This is a genomic window from Rhodoferax sp. GW822-FHT04A08 (genome assembly GCF_058801025.1).
Map to the genome: position 1 here is coordinate 328,272 of NZ_JBXAMW010000001.1, position 15,078 is coordinate 343,349.

At 61.3% G+C, this 15,078-nt stretch carries 16 protein-coding genes; 6 read left to right on the forward strand and 10 right to left on the reverse strand.

Features of this window, described 5'->3' with window-relative positions:
* Positions 1-39 precede the first annotated feature (39 nt).
* Positions 40-981, reverse strand: a complete 942-nt coding sequence (locus AC1RMF_RS01470) for a LysR family transcriptional regulator (protein ID WP_342617922.1) — start codon at positions 979-981, stop codon at positions 40-42.
* An 89-nt stretch (positions 982-1,070) separates the two neighbouring features.
* Here AC1RMF_RS01470 and AC1RMF_RS01475 point away from each other — a divergent pair, with 89 nt between their 5' ends.
* Both AC1RMF_RS01475 and AC1RMF_RS01480 read left to right on the forward strand, forming a co-directional pair.
* A complete protein-coding gene (locus AC1RMF_RS01475) occupies positions 1,071-1,772 on the forward strand; it encodes a pirin family protein (protein WP_342617921.1) in 702 nt (233 codons plus the stop codon).
* An 89-nt stretch (positions 1,773-1,861) separates the two neighbouring features.
* Entirely contained in the window at positions 1,862-2,416 is a 555-nt protein-coding gene (locus tag AC1RMF_RS01480; RefSeq protein WP_342617920.1) for a flavodoxin family protein, read from the forward strand.
* A gap of 55 nt (positions 2,417-2,471) precedes the next feature.
* Here the strand turns inward: AC1RMF_RS01480 and AC1RMF_RS01485 are convergent, their stop codons facing one another.
* The 3 genes from AC1RMF_RS01485 to AC1RMF_RS01495 all read right to left on the reverse strand — a co-directional run bounded on the left by AC1RMF_RS01485 (position 2,472) and on the right by AC1RMF_RS01495 (position 4,545).
* Entirely contained in the window at positions 2,472-3,284 is an 813-nt protein-coding gene (locus AC1RMF_RS01485) for a DUF2145 domain-containing protein (protein WP_342617919.1), read from the reverse strand.
* Between the two features lie 2 nt (positions 3,285-3,286).
* Positions 3,287-3,718: a hypothetical protein gene (locus AC1RMF_RS01490; protein WP_493138995.1), complete on the reverse strand. Its 432-nt coding sequence runs from the start codon at positions 3,716-3,718 to the stop codon at positions 3,287-3,289.
* 77 nt (positions 3,719-3,795) lie between these two features.
* On the reverse strand, positions 3,796-4,545 hold the full coding sequence (locus tag AC1RMF_RS01495) for a sulfurtransferase (RefSeq protein WP_342617917.1): 750 nt from the start codon (positions 4,543-4,545) through the stop codon (positions 3,796-3,798).
* A 38-nt stretch (positions 4,546-4,583) separates the two neighbouring features.
* Here AC1RMF_RS01495 and dnaE point away from each other — a divergent pair, with 38 nt between their 5' ends.
* The 4 genes from dnaE to AC1RMF_RS01515 all read left to right on the forward strand — a co-directional run bounded on the left by dnaE (position 4,584) and on the right by AC1RMF_RS01515 (position 10,732).
* Positions 4,584-8,153 carry a DNA polymerase III subunit alpha gene (gene dnaE / locus AC1RMF_RS01500; protein WP_493138997.1) on the forward strand — a complete coding sequence of 1,190 codons (3,570 nt, stop codon included), beginning with the start codon at positions 4,584-4,586 and terminating at the stop codon, positions 8,151-8,153.
* Between the two features lie 153 nt (positions 8,154-8,306).
* Positions 8,307-8,570, forward strand: coding sequence for a FeoA family protein (locus AC1RMF_RS01505; RefSeq protein ID WP_493138999.1), 264 nt, complete (start codon positions 8,307-8,309; stop codon positions 8,568-8,570).
* A gap of 1 nt (position 8,571) precedes the next feature.
* Positions 8,572-10,467: a ferrous iron transporter B gene (gene feoB / locus AC1RMF_RS01510; protein WP_493139001.1), complete on the forward strand. Its 1,896-nt coding sequence runs from the start codon at positions 8,572-8,574 to the stop codon at positions 10,465-10,467.
* A gap of 4 nt (positions 10,468-10,471) precedes the next feature.
* On the forward strand, positions 10,472-10,732 hold the full coding sequence (locus AC1RMF_RS01515; RefSeq protein ID WP_493139003.1) for a hypothetical protein: 261 nt from the start codon (positions 10,472-10,474) through the stop codon (positions 10,730-10,732).
* A 10-nt stretch (positions 10,733-10,742) separates the two neighbouring features.
* Here AC1RMF_RS01515 and tolA read toward each other — a convergent pair whose 3' ends face one another.
* The 6 genes from tolA to ribH are packed head-to-tail and all read right to left on the reverse strand — an operon-like array spanning position 10,743 to position 15,061.
* The gene (gene tolA / locus AC1RMF_RS01520; protein WP_493139005.1) at positions 10,743-11,669 is read right to left on the reverse strand and encodes a cell envelope integrity protein TolA; all 927 of its coding nucleotides are present in this window, start codon (positions 11,667-11,669) and stop codon (positions 10,743-10,745) included.
* Between the two features lie 17 nt (positions 11,670-11,686).
* Positions 11,687-12,127 carry a biopolymer transporter ExbD gene (locus tag AC1RMF_RS01525; RefSeq protein ID WP_493139007.1) on the reverse strand — a complete coding sequence of 147 codons (441 nt, stop codon included), beginning with the start codon at positions 12,125-12,127 and terminating at the stop codon, positions 11,687-11,689.
* 18 nt (positions 12,128-12,145) lie between these two features.
* A complete protein-coding gene (tolQ, locus tag AC1RMF_RS01530; RefSeq protein WP_342617910.1) occupies positions 12,146-12,844 on the reverse strand; it encodes a protein TolQ in 699 nt (232 codons plus the stop codon).
* Between the two features lie 15 nt (positions 12,845-12,859).
* Positions 12,860-14,044, reverse strand: a complete 1,185-nt coding sequence (locus AC1RMF_RS01535) for a pyridoxal phosphate-dependent aminotransferase (protein WP_493139010.1) — start codon at positions 14,042-14,044, stop codon at positions 12,860-12,862.
* A gap of 10 nt (positions 14,045-14,054) precedes the next feature.
* Positions 14,055-14,588, reverse strand: a complete 534-nt coding sequence (gene nusB / locus AC1RMF_RS01540; RefSeq protein WP_342617908.1) for a transcription antitermination factor NusB — start codon at positions 14,586-14,588, stop codon at positions 14,055-14,057.
* Positions 14,588-15,061, reverse strand: a complete 474-nt coding sequence (gene ribH / locus AC1RMF_RS01545; RefSeq protein ID WP_493139012.1) for a 6,7-dimethyl-8-ribityllumazine synthase — start codon at positions 15,059-15,061, stop codon at positions 14,588-14,590. The genes nusB and ribH overlap by 1 nt, the downstream gene beginning before the upstream one ends.
* Positions 15,062-15,078 lie beyond the last annotated feature (17 nt).

Consider the following 15,078-nt stretch of genomic DNA (forward strand, 5'->3'; position numbering starts at 1 on the left):
TACACGCACATAGAGCCGCCTTCGGGCTTGGCAGCGACTTTAGTAGCTGGCGTGGTTCTCCAGCAGCGCGTTGCGCGTGGTCGGGCTCTCCAATTGAGACAGCCACCACTGCATGGCGCGGCCCTGGCTCTGGTTCTTGGTCTGGCGCCAGGCGTAGTGCACGGTGACCAGGCGTTTGGCGCGTTCGGTCTGTTTGAACACCAGGCGGCCGGACTCCAGATAGCGCGTGGCCATGCCCGCGGGCAGGTGACCGACACCCAGTCCGCGCAGTTGTGCGTCCAGCTTGTCGCGCATGCTGGCCACGGTAAAGACCTCCTGGCCACTGAAGATGCCAAAGGTCTGGCCACTGCCGCGCTGCACCGAGTCTGCTACCGCCACGGCCCGGTGCTGTTGAATGACTGCATCGGATAACGGCTCCTGTGCCTTGGCCAATGGGTGGTGCGGGGCGATGGCAAAGATGAAATGGGCTGTGCCCAAAGGCTTGCTCTGCAGTCCGCTCACATTGCTGGAATCCGGGCCTGTGCCTATGGCCAGATCGGCCTGGCCCGAGGTGAGGGCTTCCAGCGTGCCCGAGAGCGTTTCGTCGCGCAGGCGGATTTGGGTGGGAGGGTTCAGGGCGTAAAAGGCATCGCAGAGTTCCATCATGGTGGTTTTGGAAACAATGGTGTCCAGGGCGATGGTGAAGCGCGATTCCCAACCGGTGGCGACACGTTTCACGCGGTTTGCCACCGCGTCAATCTCCCCCAGCAGGCGCGCGCCTTCACTGAGCAGCTCGGCGCCGGCCGCAGTCATCTTTGCCTGGCGCGAGCTGCGGTCAAACAGCAGCACGTCCAGCGCATCTTCAATTTGGCGAACCCGGTAGGTCAGCGCGCTGGGCACCATGCCCATTTGACGGGCCGCCGCGGCAAAGCTGCCGGTACTCGCAATGGTTTGCAGCATGGAGAGAGCGTCGGGCGTCAGTACATCGCGGGGAGTTTGCATGAAAGAGGGTGTTTTGGTTGAAAACATTTGAATGATGCCATCAATCAGCATGCAATGCAGAAGGTCACCCCAGCCCTAAAGTAGATGCCATGATCACATTACGCAAATCCTCTGAGCGCGGCTATGCCGACCACGGTTGGCTCAAGTCTTTCCACAGCTTTTCATTCGCGGGCTACTACGACCCCAAGCACATGGGCTGGGGCAATCTGCGCGTGATCAACGAAGACCGCATCGCCCCAGGCACCGGCTTTGGCACGCACGGCCACCGCGACATGGAAATCATCAGCTACGTGGTGCAGGGCAATCTGGCCCACAAGGACAGCATGGGCAACGTCAAGGGCATCCCGCCCGGCGACGTGCAGCGCATGAGTGCGGGCACTGGCGTGCAGCACAGCGAGTTCAACCATGCAGAAGGCCAGACCACGCACTTTTTCCAGATCTGGATTGAACCTGATGTGCGCGGCATTGCGCCCGGTTACGAGCAAAAGACGTTTGCCGCAGATGAAAAGCGCGGTGTCCTGCGCCTGCTGGCCTCCAGTGACGCGGCGGGTGGGTCCGTCAAGATTCATGCAGATGCGCGTCTCTATGGCGGCCTGTTTGATGGTGAACAGGCTGCTTCGCTGACCCTGGCACCGGGACGCAAGGGCTATGTGCAAATGGTGAGCGGCGAATTGCAGGTGAACGGTTTGAAGCTCGGCAGCGGTGACGCGGCCATGCTCGAGGGAGAGACCCGTATCGAACTTGGTGCGGGCAAGCAGGCAGAGGTGCTGGTGTTTGATCTGGCACCCTGATCGTGTTGAGAGTGGAGTGTGCCGCCCTGCGGTAGATTCCCAGTTGTTGTGTTTGTGTTTTCCAAATTAACCAATCAAGGAGTATTCGAATGGCAAAAGTTGTTGTGATTTACCACTCGGGCTATGGCCACACCCAGCGTTTCGCCCAATCCGTGGCACAGGGCGCTTCAGCCCAGCTGATCGCGATCGACGCGGACGGCAATCTACCTGAAGGCACCTGGGAAACACTGGCTGCAGCGGATGCCATCATCTTTGGTTCGCCCACCTACATGGGCTCGGTGAGCTGGCAGTTCAAGAAGTTTGCGGATGCCTCGTCCAAGCCCTGGTACACCCAAGCCTGGAAGGACAAGGTCTTTGGCGGCTTCACCGCCAGCGCCAACGTCAATGGCGACAAGTTCAGCACCCTGCATTACTTTATGACCCTGGCCATGCAGCACGGTGGCATCTGGGCTGGTACCGGCATCATCTACAACAACACCAAAGCCTCACAACGCACGGACATCAACTACCTGGCATCCAGCGGTGGCCCGATCGCCCAGACCCCGGGTGACGCAGGTGCTGACGAAATGAATACCGGTGATCTGGAAACCGGTCGCCAGTACGGCGAGCGCGTCGCGGCTCTGGCCGCCAAGTTCCGCGGCTAAGCGGCAGGGTGGGCGCCCTCTGCGGGCGCTGCCTTCAAAGTGGACCCTTGGCGGCTCAGCGAATGACTTCGCTGGCGCTGGTTGGGTCCACTTGCCGTATGTAGCTGGCCATGGATTCCACGGTTACCGTGTCAATCAGGTCGGCAAAACGGCGCTCGTCGGGGTGGTCGTCAAATGCCACATTGGCCCGAAACATGCGCGCACCCAATCGTGTGAAGGCGTTCAGCTTGAGCGTGCTGGGCTGGTAGCCCGTCAGCTTGAGCCATTGCTGCGCCTGCTGGCGAGTGGCAAGTGGCGGAGTGATGCCGACTTGCTGTGAAGTGGCAAGGGTCAGCAACTCCAGTACCCACTGATTGGAATTCTGGTATTTGTCGGAAAACGGATACGCCAGCATGTTGTAGAGCGGCTGGTGCATGGACAACGCGCGTTTGTCGTCGTTCACTATTGCCAGTAGCTTTTCCTGCACAGCGGGTGAGGGCACGATGAGCAGCGCTTCGTATGCGAACAGGTCATCCAGAAAGAAGTTGGCCAGACCTTCGTGCCACAGAGCCGACTGGTTGGAGTTGCAGGCATTGAGCAGGTGGGTGGTGCGCCACTGACCGCTTGCCGCATCCTTGCTGACAAACGCTATGTGGGAGTAACGCAAGCCGTATTTGGAGAGGTCTTGACCGACCCTTCCAACCAGTGCAATGCGAGGTTGCAACTGCTCCAGCCGTTGGTGGAGCTTGTACGCCGCTTGAAAGGCCTGCTGGATGGATTCCGGCTTGGGAGGCGCATCCGAGCAGGCAGTACCGGCTGTAGCTGCATTCGTCATGCACAGGCACAGGCACAGCAGTAGCGTGCCCCACAGTTTGGCTGCAGTGCGCATGCTTACTTGATCTGCGATTGGTGCAGCAGCGCTTGGCCGATGGCATTGGGAACAAATGCCAATAGTTGACCGGATGCCATGAGCGCGTAGCCAGTGGATTCCGCCACCACCCGAATGCTGGTGCCTGTGGCCACCGAAGCCGCCTTGACGGCCTTGGTGGATGCCTTGACGACAAAGGTGCTGCCCGCTTCCACGCCCTTGAGCGTCAGAGACACTACTTCACTTGCGCCTTCCACCACCCCCACGACAACGAAGGCGCCGCCCAGGCCGAGTGCCGCGGAGGCTTCCAGCGGCTTGCCCTCCAACGAGAGCACGGGCGAGGCCAGAATGCTGTTGACGCCCAGTGCCGAGGCCTGGCTGCCTTTGTCGCTTTGGGCAAATGCGGGCGCGCACAAGGCGGCGCCAAGGCAGGCGATCGTGATCAGTCTTTTCATGGAAGGTTTCCTGTGGGATTGCAGACCGCTGGAATCATACTGAGAACGAACGCGGCCAATTCAGGGGCGTATGCGTGTCATCCCTGTGTCAGTTCAGGTGCCGCCTCGAGCCGCGCATCAACCGCACGGCGCTCGTCAAATACAAAGCAGCCGCCGTGGTAATGGGCATCGCCGACTTCCTCGAAGTACTTGAGGATGCCGCCTTCCAACTGGTACACGTGCTCCAGACCCATCTGGTGCATCAGGATGGCGGCCTTCTCGCAGCGAATGCCACCGGTGCAAAAGCTCACCACGGTTTTGCCTTCCAGCTCAGCCTTGTGTTCCTGCACCGCGTGAGGGAACTCCGTGAACTTGGTGATGCGCCAGTCGATGGCGCCATCAAAGGTACCGGCGTCCACTTCAAAGTCATTGCGCGTGTCCAGCGTCACCACGGGCCGGCCTGAATCGTCATGCCCTTGGTCCAGCCAGCGTTTGACCGTGGCAGGTGGTACTGCTGGTGCGCGCCCTTCTGCCGGCCGTATGGTGGGGTGGTTCATGCGGATGATTTCGTTCTTGACCTTGACCAGCATCTTCTTGAAAGGCTGGGTGCCCGACCAACTCTCCTTCGGCGCAATGTCGGCAAAGCGTGCATCGGTGTGCAGCAGGGCGACAAAGCCGCGCACATACCACTCGGGCCCGGCCAGGAACAGGTTGATGCCTTCCTCCGCCAGCAAAATAGTCCCCTTGAGCTGCAGGGCCGTTGCGCGCTCCAACAACAGCTCGCGCAGGGCGTGCGCGTCGGGCAGGGGGACGAATTTGTAGGCGGAGATGTTGAGGATGGTGTTCACGCCCCAATTTTAAGTGGCCGCATCCCTACAATCCCACCATGTTCGTACATCTGCGCCTTCACACCGAATTTTCCGTGGTTGACTCCACCTGCCGTATTGACGAGGTGGTCAAGGCGGCTGCCAAGGACGGCCAACCCGCACTGGCCATCACCGATCTGTCCAATCTGTTCGGTGGTATCAAGCTCTACAAGGAGGCGCGTGGCAAAGGCGTCAAGCCTTTGCTGGGGGCCGAGATCGTGCTGGAGGGGCTGGGATCGGACGTACTGGCTGTTTCGCGCATGATTTTGCTGGTGCAGAACAAGCAGGGTTACCTGAACATTTCCGAGTTGATTGCCCGTGCATTTACCCAGAACGTGCTGACCACGGGCGGCAAGCAGCAGGCCGTGGTCAAGTTGGCCTGGCTGAAAGAACTGAATGAAGGGCTGATCTGTCTGGCAGGCGCCCAGGCCGGGCCGGTGGGGCAGGCGCTGGTGCAGGGCGATACGCAGCGCGCCTATGACGTGGCGCTGCAGTTGGCGGGCATCTTCACCCACCGCTTCTATCTGGAATTGCAGCGCGCCGGACGTACGGACGACGAGCCCCACGTCATGGCCACGGTGCAACTGGCTGCACGCATGAAGCTGCCGGTGGTGGCTACGCATCCGATCCAGTTCACGCTGCCCGACGATTTCGAGGCGCATGAGGCGCGTGTCTGTATTGCCGATGGCGAGGTGCTGGGCAATGCCAAGCGCGTACGCCGCTTCACGCGCGAGCAGTATTTCAAAAGCAGCGCGCAGATGGAGGCCTTGTTTGCCGACATCCCCTCGGCCGTTGCCAACACGCTGGAAATTGCCAAGCGCTGCAGCCTGACGCTGGTGCTGGGCAAGCCGCAGTTGCCGGACTTCCCCACGCCCGAAGTCAACGGTGTGCGCATGTCGCCGGAGGAATATTTCCGCTATGCGTCACTGGAGGGTTTGAAGGAGCGCATGCTGCATCTGTATCCCGATGCCGCCGAGCGCGAGAAGCGCATGCCCGAGTACCTGGAGCGGCTGGAGTTCGAGCTGGCCACCATTCTCAAGATGGGCTTTCCGGGCTACTTCCTGATCGTGGGCGACTTCATCAACTGGGCTAAGAACAACGGCTGCCCGGTGGGGCCCGGACGGGGTTCCGGTGCTGGCTCGCTGGTGGCCTATGCGCTCAAGATCACCGACCTGGACCCGATCAAGTACAAGCTGCTGTTCGAGCGCTTCCTGAACCCGGAGCGGGTGTCCATGCCTGACTTCGATATCGACTTCTGCCAGACCAACCGCAACCTGGTGATCGACTATGTGAAGAGCAAGTACGGCAAGGACGCGGTGAGCCAGATTGCCACCTTCGGTACCATGGCCGCGCGTGGCGTGGTGCGCGATGTGGGCCGTGTGCTGGACATGAGCTACACCTTTTGCGACGGCATCAGCAAGCTCATTCCCAACAAGCCCGGAACCAACGTTACCCTGCAGTTGCCGCCCACCGATGGCAAGAAGAGCGACAAGTACGTCTACGCGACCGAAGCCGAGCCGATTCTGGCCGAGCGCGAGGCCAAGGAAGAGGACGTCAAGACGCTGCTAGAGCTGGCACGCAAGCTCGAAGGCCTGACCCGCAACATCGGCATGCACGCCGGGGGTGTGCTGATTGCGCCGGGCAAGCTGACTGACTTCTGCCCGCTGTACCAACAGCCCGGCAGTGAATCGGCGGTGAGCCAGTACGACAAGGACGACGTGGAAGCCATCGGCCTGGTGAAGTTCGACTTCTTGGGTCTGGCCACGCTCACCATTCTGGAGATTGCGCGCGAGTTCATCATGAAGCGCCACCCGGGGCAGGAAGGCTTTGCCTACGAAAACCTGCCGCTGGACGATGCTCGCGTGTACCGCCTGTTCCAGGAGGGCAAGACCGAAGCCGTGTTCCAGTTTGAAAGCCGCGGCATGCAGGGCATGTTGCGCGACGCCAAACCCACGCGCCTGGAAGACCTGATCGCCTTGAACGCGCTGTATCGCCCAGGCCCTATGGACCTGATTCCCAGCTTCGTGGCCCGCAAGCACGGGCGCGAAGAGGTGGAATACCCGCACCCGGCCGTGGCCGACATGCTCTCCGAGACCTACGGCATCATGGTCTACCAGGAGCAGGTGATGCAGACGGCGCAGATCCTGGGCGGCTATTCGCTGGGTGGCGCCGACTTGCTGCGCCGGGCCATGGGCAAGAAGAAGGCCGAAGAGATGGCCGAGCACCGCGAGAAGTTCCGCGCCGGTGCCCTCAAGACCCACAACATTCCACAGGAGAAGGCCGACGAGGTGTTCGACTTGATGGAAAAGTTTGCGGGTTACGGCTTCAACAAGTCGCACGCGGCTGCCTACTCGCTCCTGGCCTACCACACGGCCTGGATCAAGGTGCATTACACGGCCGAGTTCTTCTGCGCCAACATGACGGTGGAAATGGACGACACCGACAAGCTCAAGGTGTTGTTTGAAGATGCAGAGAAGATGGGCCTCTCCTTCGAGCCGCCCAATGTGAACCGTGGCAAGTACCGGTTCGAGCCCATTTCCGACAAGCAGATCCGCTATGGGCTGGGCGCCATCAAGGGCACCGGTGAGCAGGCGATCGAGGCCATCGTGGCCGCGCGCGAGGGCAGGGGCCCGACCGCTGAGGCCGGCCCGTTCACCAGCCTGTTTGACTTCGCCCGCCGCGTCGAGCGCAGCCGCTTGAACAAGCGCTGTGTGGAAGCACTGATCAAGGCTGGCGCCTTTGACACACTGCAGCTCAACCGCGCCAGCCTGGTGGCTTCCATTGACCTGGCGTTTGACTTTGCCAATGCATCTGCGGCCAACGCCAACCAGGTCGGCCTGTTCGACATGGGCGACGACGACCACGGCTCCAGCACGCAGGAGCCCGATCTGGTGGAAGTCACGCCCTGGGGTGTGAAGGAGCGGCTGACCTTCGAGAAGACGGCTGTGGGCTTCTACCTCTCCGGCCATTTGTTTGACGAGGTTGAAACCGAAGTGCGCAAGTTCGCCAAGCGGCCCATTGAGGAACTGCTGGAAACCCGCGAGCCGCAGTTGCTGGCCGGCATCGTGACGGACCTGCGCGTGATCAACGGGCAGCGCGGCAAACTTGGGCTGTTCAAGCTGGACGACAAGTCCGCCACGATTGAGGCGCGTGCGGACGAGAACCTGCTCAATGCGCACAAGAACCTGCTCAAGGACGATGAACTCATCATCGCTATGGGCAAGGCCCAGCCGGACCGCTTCTCAGGCGGCATGCAATTCACCGTGCAGCAGATCTGGAGCCTGGAGCAGGCACGTTGCCGCTTTGGCAAGTACCTGCGGGTAGCTGTCAATGGCCGTGCACCGGACATTGCGCGCTTGCTCAAGGACTTCCCGGCCCAGCGCGAAATATCCGAGCAGGGCGAGCTGGTGCGGGGCCTGGGTGTGCGCCTGCAGCTCAAACGGGATGCCGACGAAGCGGCGCAGGGTTGTGCCGGTGCCGAAGTGGTGCTGGCGCTGGGTGAAGACGCGCGCTTCTACCCCAGTGACGCAGCGTTGGCGAGCTGGCGTGCGCAGGCAGATCAAGGCCGGGCCGTCATCGCCTACGACTGACAGGCGACGCCATAAAACCGGTCCTTTGATCTGGCTCAAACGCCGCACGATTGGTACGGATAGGGGGCATGCCAATCAATCTAAATGAGATAGACTCTCATTTAGATTGCGCGTTGTCCATGCCTTGGAGACGCCAAACCCCAAGGATCCAACATGCTTCTGTCCCAATTGCCCAATGGTGCCCATGCCCTTGTGAAGCGTGTCTTCAGCGGTGCAAGCGAAGTGGATCAGGCAACGGTGCAGCGGCTGGAGGAGTTAGGTTTCATCGCCGGTGAGCCGGTGCTGATGCTGCGCCGTGGTCCTGGTGGACGCGAGCCGCTTGCCGTGCAGGTGGGCGAGACAATGTTTGCGCTGCGCCTGGTGGAAGCCTGCAGCGTGGAAGTATCGGCGCCTGATTCGGTGAAGGCGCTAGCCTGATATGTCCCAAACGTTGACCGCCGCGCCCAAAGTGATTGCCCTGGTGGGCAACCCCAACTGCGGCAAGACTGCACTCTTCAATCTGCTGACAGGTGCTCGCCAGAAAGTGGCCAACTATGCCGGCGTCACCGTGGAGCGCAAGGTCGGCACTGCCCGCCTGCCATCCGGCAAGACGATATCGGTGGTGGATCTTCCAGGCTCCTACAGCCTCAAGCCCAGCACGCCCGATGAGCAGGTCATGCTGGAAGTGGTGGAAGGCCGCCGCGTTGGCGAGGCTGCACCCGATGCCATCGTGGCGGTAGTGGATGCCACCAATTTGCGCATGAATCTGCGCCTGGTTTTGGAGCTCAAGCAGTTGGGCAAACCGCTGATCGTGGCGCTCAACATGGCGGACGTGGCGCGCGCCCATGGTTTACATATCGACGTGCAGCGGCTCAGTGCCGAGCTGGGTTGCCCGGTGGTGGAAACCGTCGCGGTCAAACATGAAGGGCATGCGGCATTGCTGGCGCAATTGGAAGTGCAGATCAATCAGCTGGCGCAGGTGCCCGATGCGCAGGCCGCAAAGCAGCCGGGGGCTGCAGCAGCATGGAGTTCGGTCGAACTGCAAACCCAGGTACGCCGAATATTGGCGCTGGTGGCGCCACAAGTGCCTGCCATGGGCCGCTTTCAGTACCGTCTGGATGCGGTGGTGATGCACCCGGTCTGGGGGCTGGTGTTGCTGGCCACCATCCTGTTCCTGATCTTTCAGGCGGTGTTCTCCTGGGCCAATGTGCCCATGGACTTCATCAAGGATGCCATGGCGGCGTTCGGTGACTGGACCACGGCCCATATGGGGGACGGCCCCTTGCGCAGCCTGCTGGTGGACGGGGTGATTGCGGGTGTCGGTGGCGTGCTGGTGTTCCTTCCGCAGATCCTGATTCTGTTTTTCTTCATCCTGTTGCTGGAAGACTCCGGCTATCTGCCACGCGCCGCCTTCCTGCTCGACAACCTGATGGGTAAGGTCGGGCTCTCGGGGCGCGCGTTCATTCCGCTGCTGTCGAGCTTTGCCTGTGCCATCCCCGGCATCATGGCCACACGCACCATTGCGAACTGGCGTGACCGCCTGGCCACCATTATGGTGGCGCCGCTGATGACCTGCTCGGCCCGCCTGCCGGTGTACGCCTTGCTGATCGGCGCCTTTGTGCCAGCGCGCCAAGTGGGTTGGTTTGATCTGCGCGGGCTGACCCTGTTCGGCTTGTACATTGCCGGCGTGGTCAGTGCCATGGCGGTGGCTTGGCTGCTCAAGCGGGTCTGGATGAAGTCGCACTACCAGCCTCTGATGCTGGAGTTGCCGCCGTACCGCCGCCCCAGCTTGCGCAATCTGGGGCTGGGGTTGTGGGAGCGGGCGCGCATCTTCATGAGCCGAGTGGGCGGCATCATTTTTTCGCTGATGGTGATCCTGTGGTTCTTCTCCACCTTTCCGGGCCCACCTGCGGGCTGGGATGCGTCACAAGGTCCGGCTATCCAATACAGCCTGGCCGGCATGCTGGGCAAGGCACTGGAAGTGGTGTTTGTGCCCATTGGTTTCAACTGGCAGATTTCCATTGCCCTGGTGCCCGGCCTTGCCGCTCGTGAGGTTGCGGTGGGCGCACTGGGTACGGTGTATTCGCTGTCCGCCGCCGAGAGTGGTGTGGCCGAGGCACTGGCGCCAGTGATTGCGCACGGCTGGTCCCTGGCCACCGCCTACGCGCTGCTGGCCTGGTATGTGTTTGCACCGCAATGCTTGTCCACGCTGGCGGTGGTGCGCAGGGAAACCAATTCGTGGAAATACCCGCTGCTGATGGCGGGCTACCTGTTTGCGCTGGGATACGTGGCAGCCTTTGCAACCTTCCGCATCACGCAGGCATTGGGAGGCTAGTGCGATGGTGCAGTCTTTGATCGCAGGTCTGCTGGTGGGCGCTAGTGCAATCTATGCGCTGTGGACTCTCTGCCCCAAGGCAGCACGCGGTCGCCTCGCTGCCAGTCTGCTGAAGCTGCCGCATCCGCGCTTCCTGGAAAAGCCTCTGCTTCAGGCGGTCAAGCAGCAGGGTGGTTGTGGTTGTGATGGGTGTGACCGGGTGTCCTTGAAGGCGCCTGCCAAGCCCCAAGAAGGTTACGCGTCCATCGTGATTCACCGCCGATAGGCGGCTAAGCCTAGTCCTTGGGGCGGAAGCCAATCAGCATGGGATTGGGAATGCGGCCATCCACGTCCTTGGGCAGCACTCCGGTCTTTTCGATTGCACGGGTAATGGCGTCATCCCACGATTTCACTCCGCTGGATTGGGTGATGCGGGCACTCAGGATATCGCCGCTTGGGGATGTGCGAATTTCCACCTCGACGCGCGGGTTGCCGTTGATGTTGTCCGGATAGGTGATGTTGGGCTTGATGCGCGCCTGGATGCGGCCGGCATAGCTGGCAGATGGGCCGCTGGACTGTGCTGCTGAAACACCGCCCGGCGTACTGCCGCCGCCATCACCTCCGGCAAGCCGCTCGAAGCGCTTGATCTGGTCTGCCCGCGCCTTGGCCGCCGCAGCTTCAGCCTGCTGGTCCTGCTTGCGTTGCGCCTTTTCCTTGTCCGCAGCCAGCTTGTCAGCCTGCTCTTTCTTGAGCTTGTCCTGCTTCTCTTTGTCTTTCTTTTCCTGCTCCAGCTTGGCCTGCTTTTGCTTTTCCAGCTCCGCCTGTTTCTTTTTCTCCAGTTCGGCCTTTTCCAATGCCAGCTGTTTTTCCTTGAGCTGTTTGGCTTTTTCCTTTTCCTTGGCAAGGGCGATGTCGGCCTGGGCCTTGATCTCTGCCGGTGTGGGGCCAGGGTCGGACTTGGGTTCTGGTTTGACTTCCGGCGGTGCAGGCTTGGGAGGCTCGGGCTCAGGTACCGGTTCGGGTGCAGGTGGTGCTGCTTCCACCGGAATGGTGGACCACAACTCGGCTTCCACCGGGGTCTGAACCGCTTCGCGTTTCCATTGCACTCCCACGCTCAATACCGCCAGCAATACCAGATGCGCCAGGATGGCCAGGATGAGCGCACGCAGCATGCCCGGCGCGGGTGGCGGCGCAAACTCGATTCGGCGGGCGGATGACTCCATGGCGTGAGGCCCTTGGGCTAGTTGGCCAGCTGCACCGACAGGCCCACACGCTGGATGCCGGCGCGCTGCAGCGTGTCCATCACACGGACCACGCTTTCGTATTTCACGTTCTTGTCGGCGCTGATGACCACCGCCGAATTGGCCGCTGCCGCGCTGTCCTTGCCGCCTTGGGCACGTTTGACAGCTGCGGCCAGGTCCTTGAGGGAAATGGGAGCAGTCTGGTCGCTGGTCTTGAGTTCCAGCGCCTCATCCTTGCTCACGGTGATCTGGATCACCTGGTCCGGCTGACGAGCAGCCTTGCCCACACTGGGCAAGTCGATCAGGCTGGGTGTGATGAGCGGCGCAGTCACCATGAAGATGATGAGCAGCACCAGCATCACGTCGATGAAGGGAACCATGTTGATTTCGTTGATGGTGCGGCGTCCGCGTCCATGACCTCGGCTGGCAACGGCTGGCATGTTGGGCTCCTGGCTTCTTCAGCGTTGCGTGGGTTGCGCAGCCTGCGCACCCACATTGCGTTGCAGGATGTTGGAGAACTCTTCGATGAAGGTCTCCTGCTGGATGGCGATACGATCCAGGTCGCGCGCAAAGCGGTTGTAGGCCACCACCGCTGGAATGGCGGCAAACAGGCCGATGGCCGTGGTGGCCAGCGCTTCGGCAATGCCGGGTGCAACCGTGGAGAGCGTGACCTGCTGCAGCGAAGCCAAGCCGGTGAACGCATGCATGATGCCCCACACCGTGCCGAACAAGCCCACATACGGCGATACCGAGCCGACGGAGGCCAGAAAGGACAGGTTGCTTTCTACCGCGTCCATCTCGCGCTGGAAGCTCGCGCGCATGGCGCGGCGTGCGCCGTCCATCAGCGTGCCGGCATCGGTGATGCGGCGCTCACGCAGCTTCTGGTATTCGCGCATGCCGCTGGCAAAAATGCGCTCCATGGGACCGCAGTGGCTGGCGCGCTTGACGGCGGCATTGAAGAGCTCGTTGAGGCTGGCGCCGGACCAGAATTCACGCTCGAAGTCTTCGTTCTGTCCTTTGACCTTCTTGAGCGCAAACAGTTTGCGGAAGATGGCGGCCCAGCTGGCGATGGACACCAGCATCAGCAGCAGCATCACGGCTTGCACCACGATGCTGGCATTGAGCACCAGATGGAGAATATTTAGGTCTTGGTTCATGGATGGCTTCGGTTGTCAGGCGAGGAGGGCGCGCAGGCGCTCCACCGCGGTTTGCAATTGCGCCAGCGAACTGGCAGTCGAAAATCGGATGAAGTTGGCCGTCTCAAAATGTCCAAAATCGCGACCCGGTGTCACTGCCACATGGGCGCGGTTCATGACTTCCAACGCAAAATCCCAGCTGCCGTTGACGCCCAGTTTGCTGCACGCGGCCGAACAATCGGCCCAGGCGTAGAAGGCGCCGTCTGGCATGACGGGTACGGTCAGACCCAATGCGTTCAGTGCGGGAATGAAATAGTCGCGCCGGGCCTTGAACTCTTCGCGCCTTTGCTCAAAGGTGGCAATGCTTTGGGCTTCAAAGCAGGCCAGCGCGGCATGCTGCGCGATGGCGCTGGGGCAGATGAACAGGTTCTGCGCGAGGCGCTCCAACGCCGGCACCAGCTTGTCGGGCACCACCATCCAGCCCAGACGCCAGCCGGTCATGTTGAAGTACTTGCTGAAGCTGTTGATGCTGATGATGGAGTCGTCAATGTGCAAGGCGGTCTGGCCGTACTGCGGGTCAAAACTCAGGGCCAGATAGATTTCGTCCACCAGGGTGATGCCGCCGCGCGCCTGCACCACCTGGTGGATGCGGCGCAATTCATCGGGATGAATCGAGGTGCCGGTGGGGTTGGAAGGGGAAGCCAACAACACACCCCGCGTGCGCTGCGTCCATGCAGCTTGCACTTTGTCGGCACTGAGCTGGAAGCGCTCTGCCGCTGTTGTGGGAATCAGCGTTGCCTGTCCTTGTGCCGCGGTCACAAAATGCCGGTTGCAGGGGTAACTCGGGTCGGGCATGAGGATTTCGTCGCCCGCATCGATCAATGCCATACAGGCCAGGTGCAGCGCTGCAGACGCACCAGCCGTCACCACGATGCGGCTGGCTGGCACCTTGGCGCCAAAGCGCGTGGCATACCAGTCGGAGATGCGTTCACGCAGAGGCATCAGCCCAAGTGCCGGGGTGTACTGCGTCAGGCCGTCACGCACGGCACGTGCTGCTGCTTCCTGTACCAATGCGGGGGCGGTGAAGTCGGGCTCGCCAATGTTCAAAAACACCATGGGCGAATCGGTGTGGGCCACGGTGGCGCCCAACTCGGCCGCCGCCTTGGCCACTTCCAGCACGTAAAACGGCTCTATGTTTCGTGCGCGCTCGGAAATCTGCATCGGTGCTGGTTTAGCGAGGTTTCTTGGCGCGGTCGGCTTCCACTTCGGCCGCACGCAATTGCGGAGCCAAGCCGTTGAGCACGGCGTTCACGTATTTGTGGCCATCGGTGCCACCAAATTCCTTGGCCAGCTCGATGCACTCGTTGATCACCACGCGCCAGGGCACGTCCAGGCAATGCTGCATCTCATAGACACCAATCCACATGACGGCGTGCTCAATGGGCGAAATTTCGGCAAACGGGCGATCCAGCAAGGGCGTGATCAGTGCGTCCAACTGTTCGGCTTGCTCGTTGCAGCCATGCAGTAGTGCGTCGAAATGCGCGGCGTCGGCTTTGTTGAAACCGGCCAGGTCACGGGTGAAGGCATCCACATCGTCCACCGGGTTGCGGCCCACCAGGCTTTGGTACAGGCCCTGCAGTGCGAATTCGCGGGCGCGGCTGCGGTTGGATTTGCTGCCAGCCTTGCGCGCGCCGGTGCTGGTCACGCCGGTGCGTGATTGGCGGGGCGGTCGGGCAGGGGCGCTGGGGTGGTTGAAATCACTCATCAGATGGACTCCAGCAGATTGGCCATTTCCACGGCCACGCGGGCCGCGTCACGGCCTTTTTCTTCCTGGCGGGCCACGGCCTGCTCCAGGTTTTCCGTGGTCAGGATGGCGTTGGCAATAGGGAGCTGGTAGTCCAGACCAATGCGCGTGACAGCGGCACCGGATTCATTGGCAACCAGCTCGAAATGGTAGGTCTCCCCACGGATGATGCAGCCCAGGGCAATCAATGCATCGAACTGCGATTTTTCCGCCATCGCCTGCAGGGCCACGGCCACTTCCAGCGCGCCGGGTACGGTGATGTGGGTGATGTGTTTCTCGGCCACGCCCAGTGCCAGCAACTCTGCCTTGCAGGCCTGTGCCAGGGCATCGGTGATGTTGGCGTTGAAGCGCGCCTGCACGATGCCGATGTTCAGTTTCTTGCCGTTCATGCGGCTGTCGCTTGCGGCTACGTTGCCTTTGTCTGCGCCAAACATAAAGAGTTCCCTTGAAG

Excerpts from the sequence above, each read along its gene's own strand:
- feoB (WP_493139001.1), top strand. The coding sequence starts at position 8,572 with ATGTCCCAAACGTTGACCGCCGCGCCCAAAGTGATTGCCCTGGTGGGC.
- AC1RMF_RS01485 (WP_342617919.1), bottom strand. The coding sequence starts at position 3,284 with ATGCGCACTGCAGCCAAACTGTGGGGCACGCTACTGCTGTGCCTGTGC.
- ribH (WP_493139012.1), bottom strand. The coding sequence starts at position 15,061 with ATGTTTGGCGCAGACAAAGGCAACGTAGCCGCAAGCGACAGCCGCATG.
- tolQ (WP_342617910.1), bottom strand. The coding sequence starts at position 12,844 with ATGAACCAAGACCTAAATATTCTCCATCTGGTGCTCAATGCCAGCATC.
- AC1RMF_RS01505 (WP_493138999.1), top strand. The coding sequence starts at position 8,307 with ATGCTTCTGTCCCAATTGCCCAATGGTGCCCATGCCCTTGTGAAGCGT.
- AC1RMF_RS01470 (WP_342617922.1), bottom strand. The coding sequence starts at position 981 with ATGCAAACTCCCCGCGATGTACTGACGCCCGACGCTCTCTCCATGCTG.
- AC1RMF_RS01490 (WP_493138995.1), bottom strand. The coding sequence starts at position 3,718 with ATGAAAAGACTGATCACGATCGCCTGCCTTGGCGCCGCCTTGTGCGCG.
- AC1RMF_RS01475 (WP_342617921.1), top strand. The coding sequence starts at position 1,071 with ATGATCACATTACGCAAATCCTCTGAGCGCGGCTATGCCGACCACGGT.
- dnaE (WP_493138997.1), top strand. The coding sequence starts at position 4,584 with ATGTTCGTACATCTGCGCCTTCACACCGAATTTTCCGTGGTTGACTCC.
- AC1RMF_RS01480 (WP_342617920.1), top strand. The coding sequence starts at position 1,862 with ATGGCAAAAGTTGTTGTGATTTACCACTCGGGCTATGGCCACACCCAG.
- AC1RMF_RS01525 (WP_493139007.1), bottom strand. The coding sequence starts at position 12,127 with ATGCCAGCCGTTGCCAGCCGAGGTCATGGACGCGGACGCCGCACCATC.
- nusB (WP_342617908.1), bottom strand. The coding sequence starts at position 14,588 with ATGAGTGATTTCAACCACCCCAGCGCCCCTGCCCGACCGCCCCGCCAA.
- tolA (WP_493139005.1), bottom strand. The coding sequence starts at position 11,669 with ATGGAGTCATCCGCCCGCCGAATCGAGTTTGCGCCGCCACCCGCGCCG.
- AC1RMF_RS01515 (WP_493139003.1), top strand. The coding sequence starts at position 10,472 with ATGGTGCAGTCTTTGATCGCAGGTCTGCTGGTGGGCGCTAGTGCAATC.
- AC1RMF_RS01535 (WP_493139010.1), bottom strand. The coding sequence starts at position 14,044 with ATGCAGATTTCCGAGCGCGCACGAAACATAGAGCCGTTTTACGTGCTG.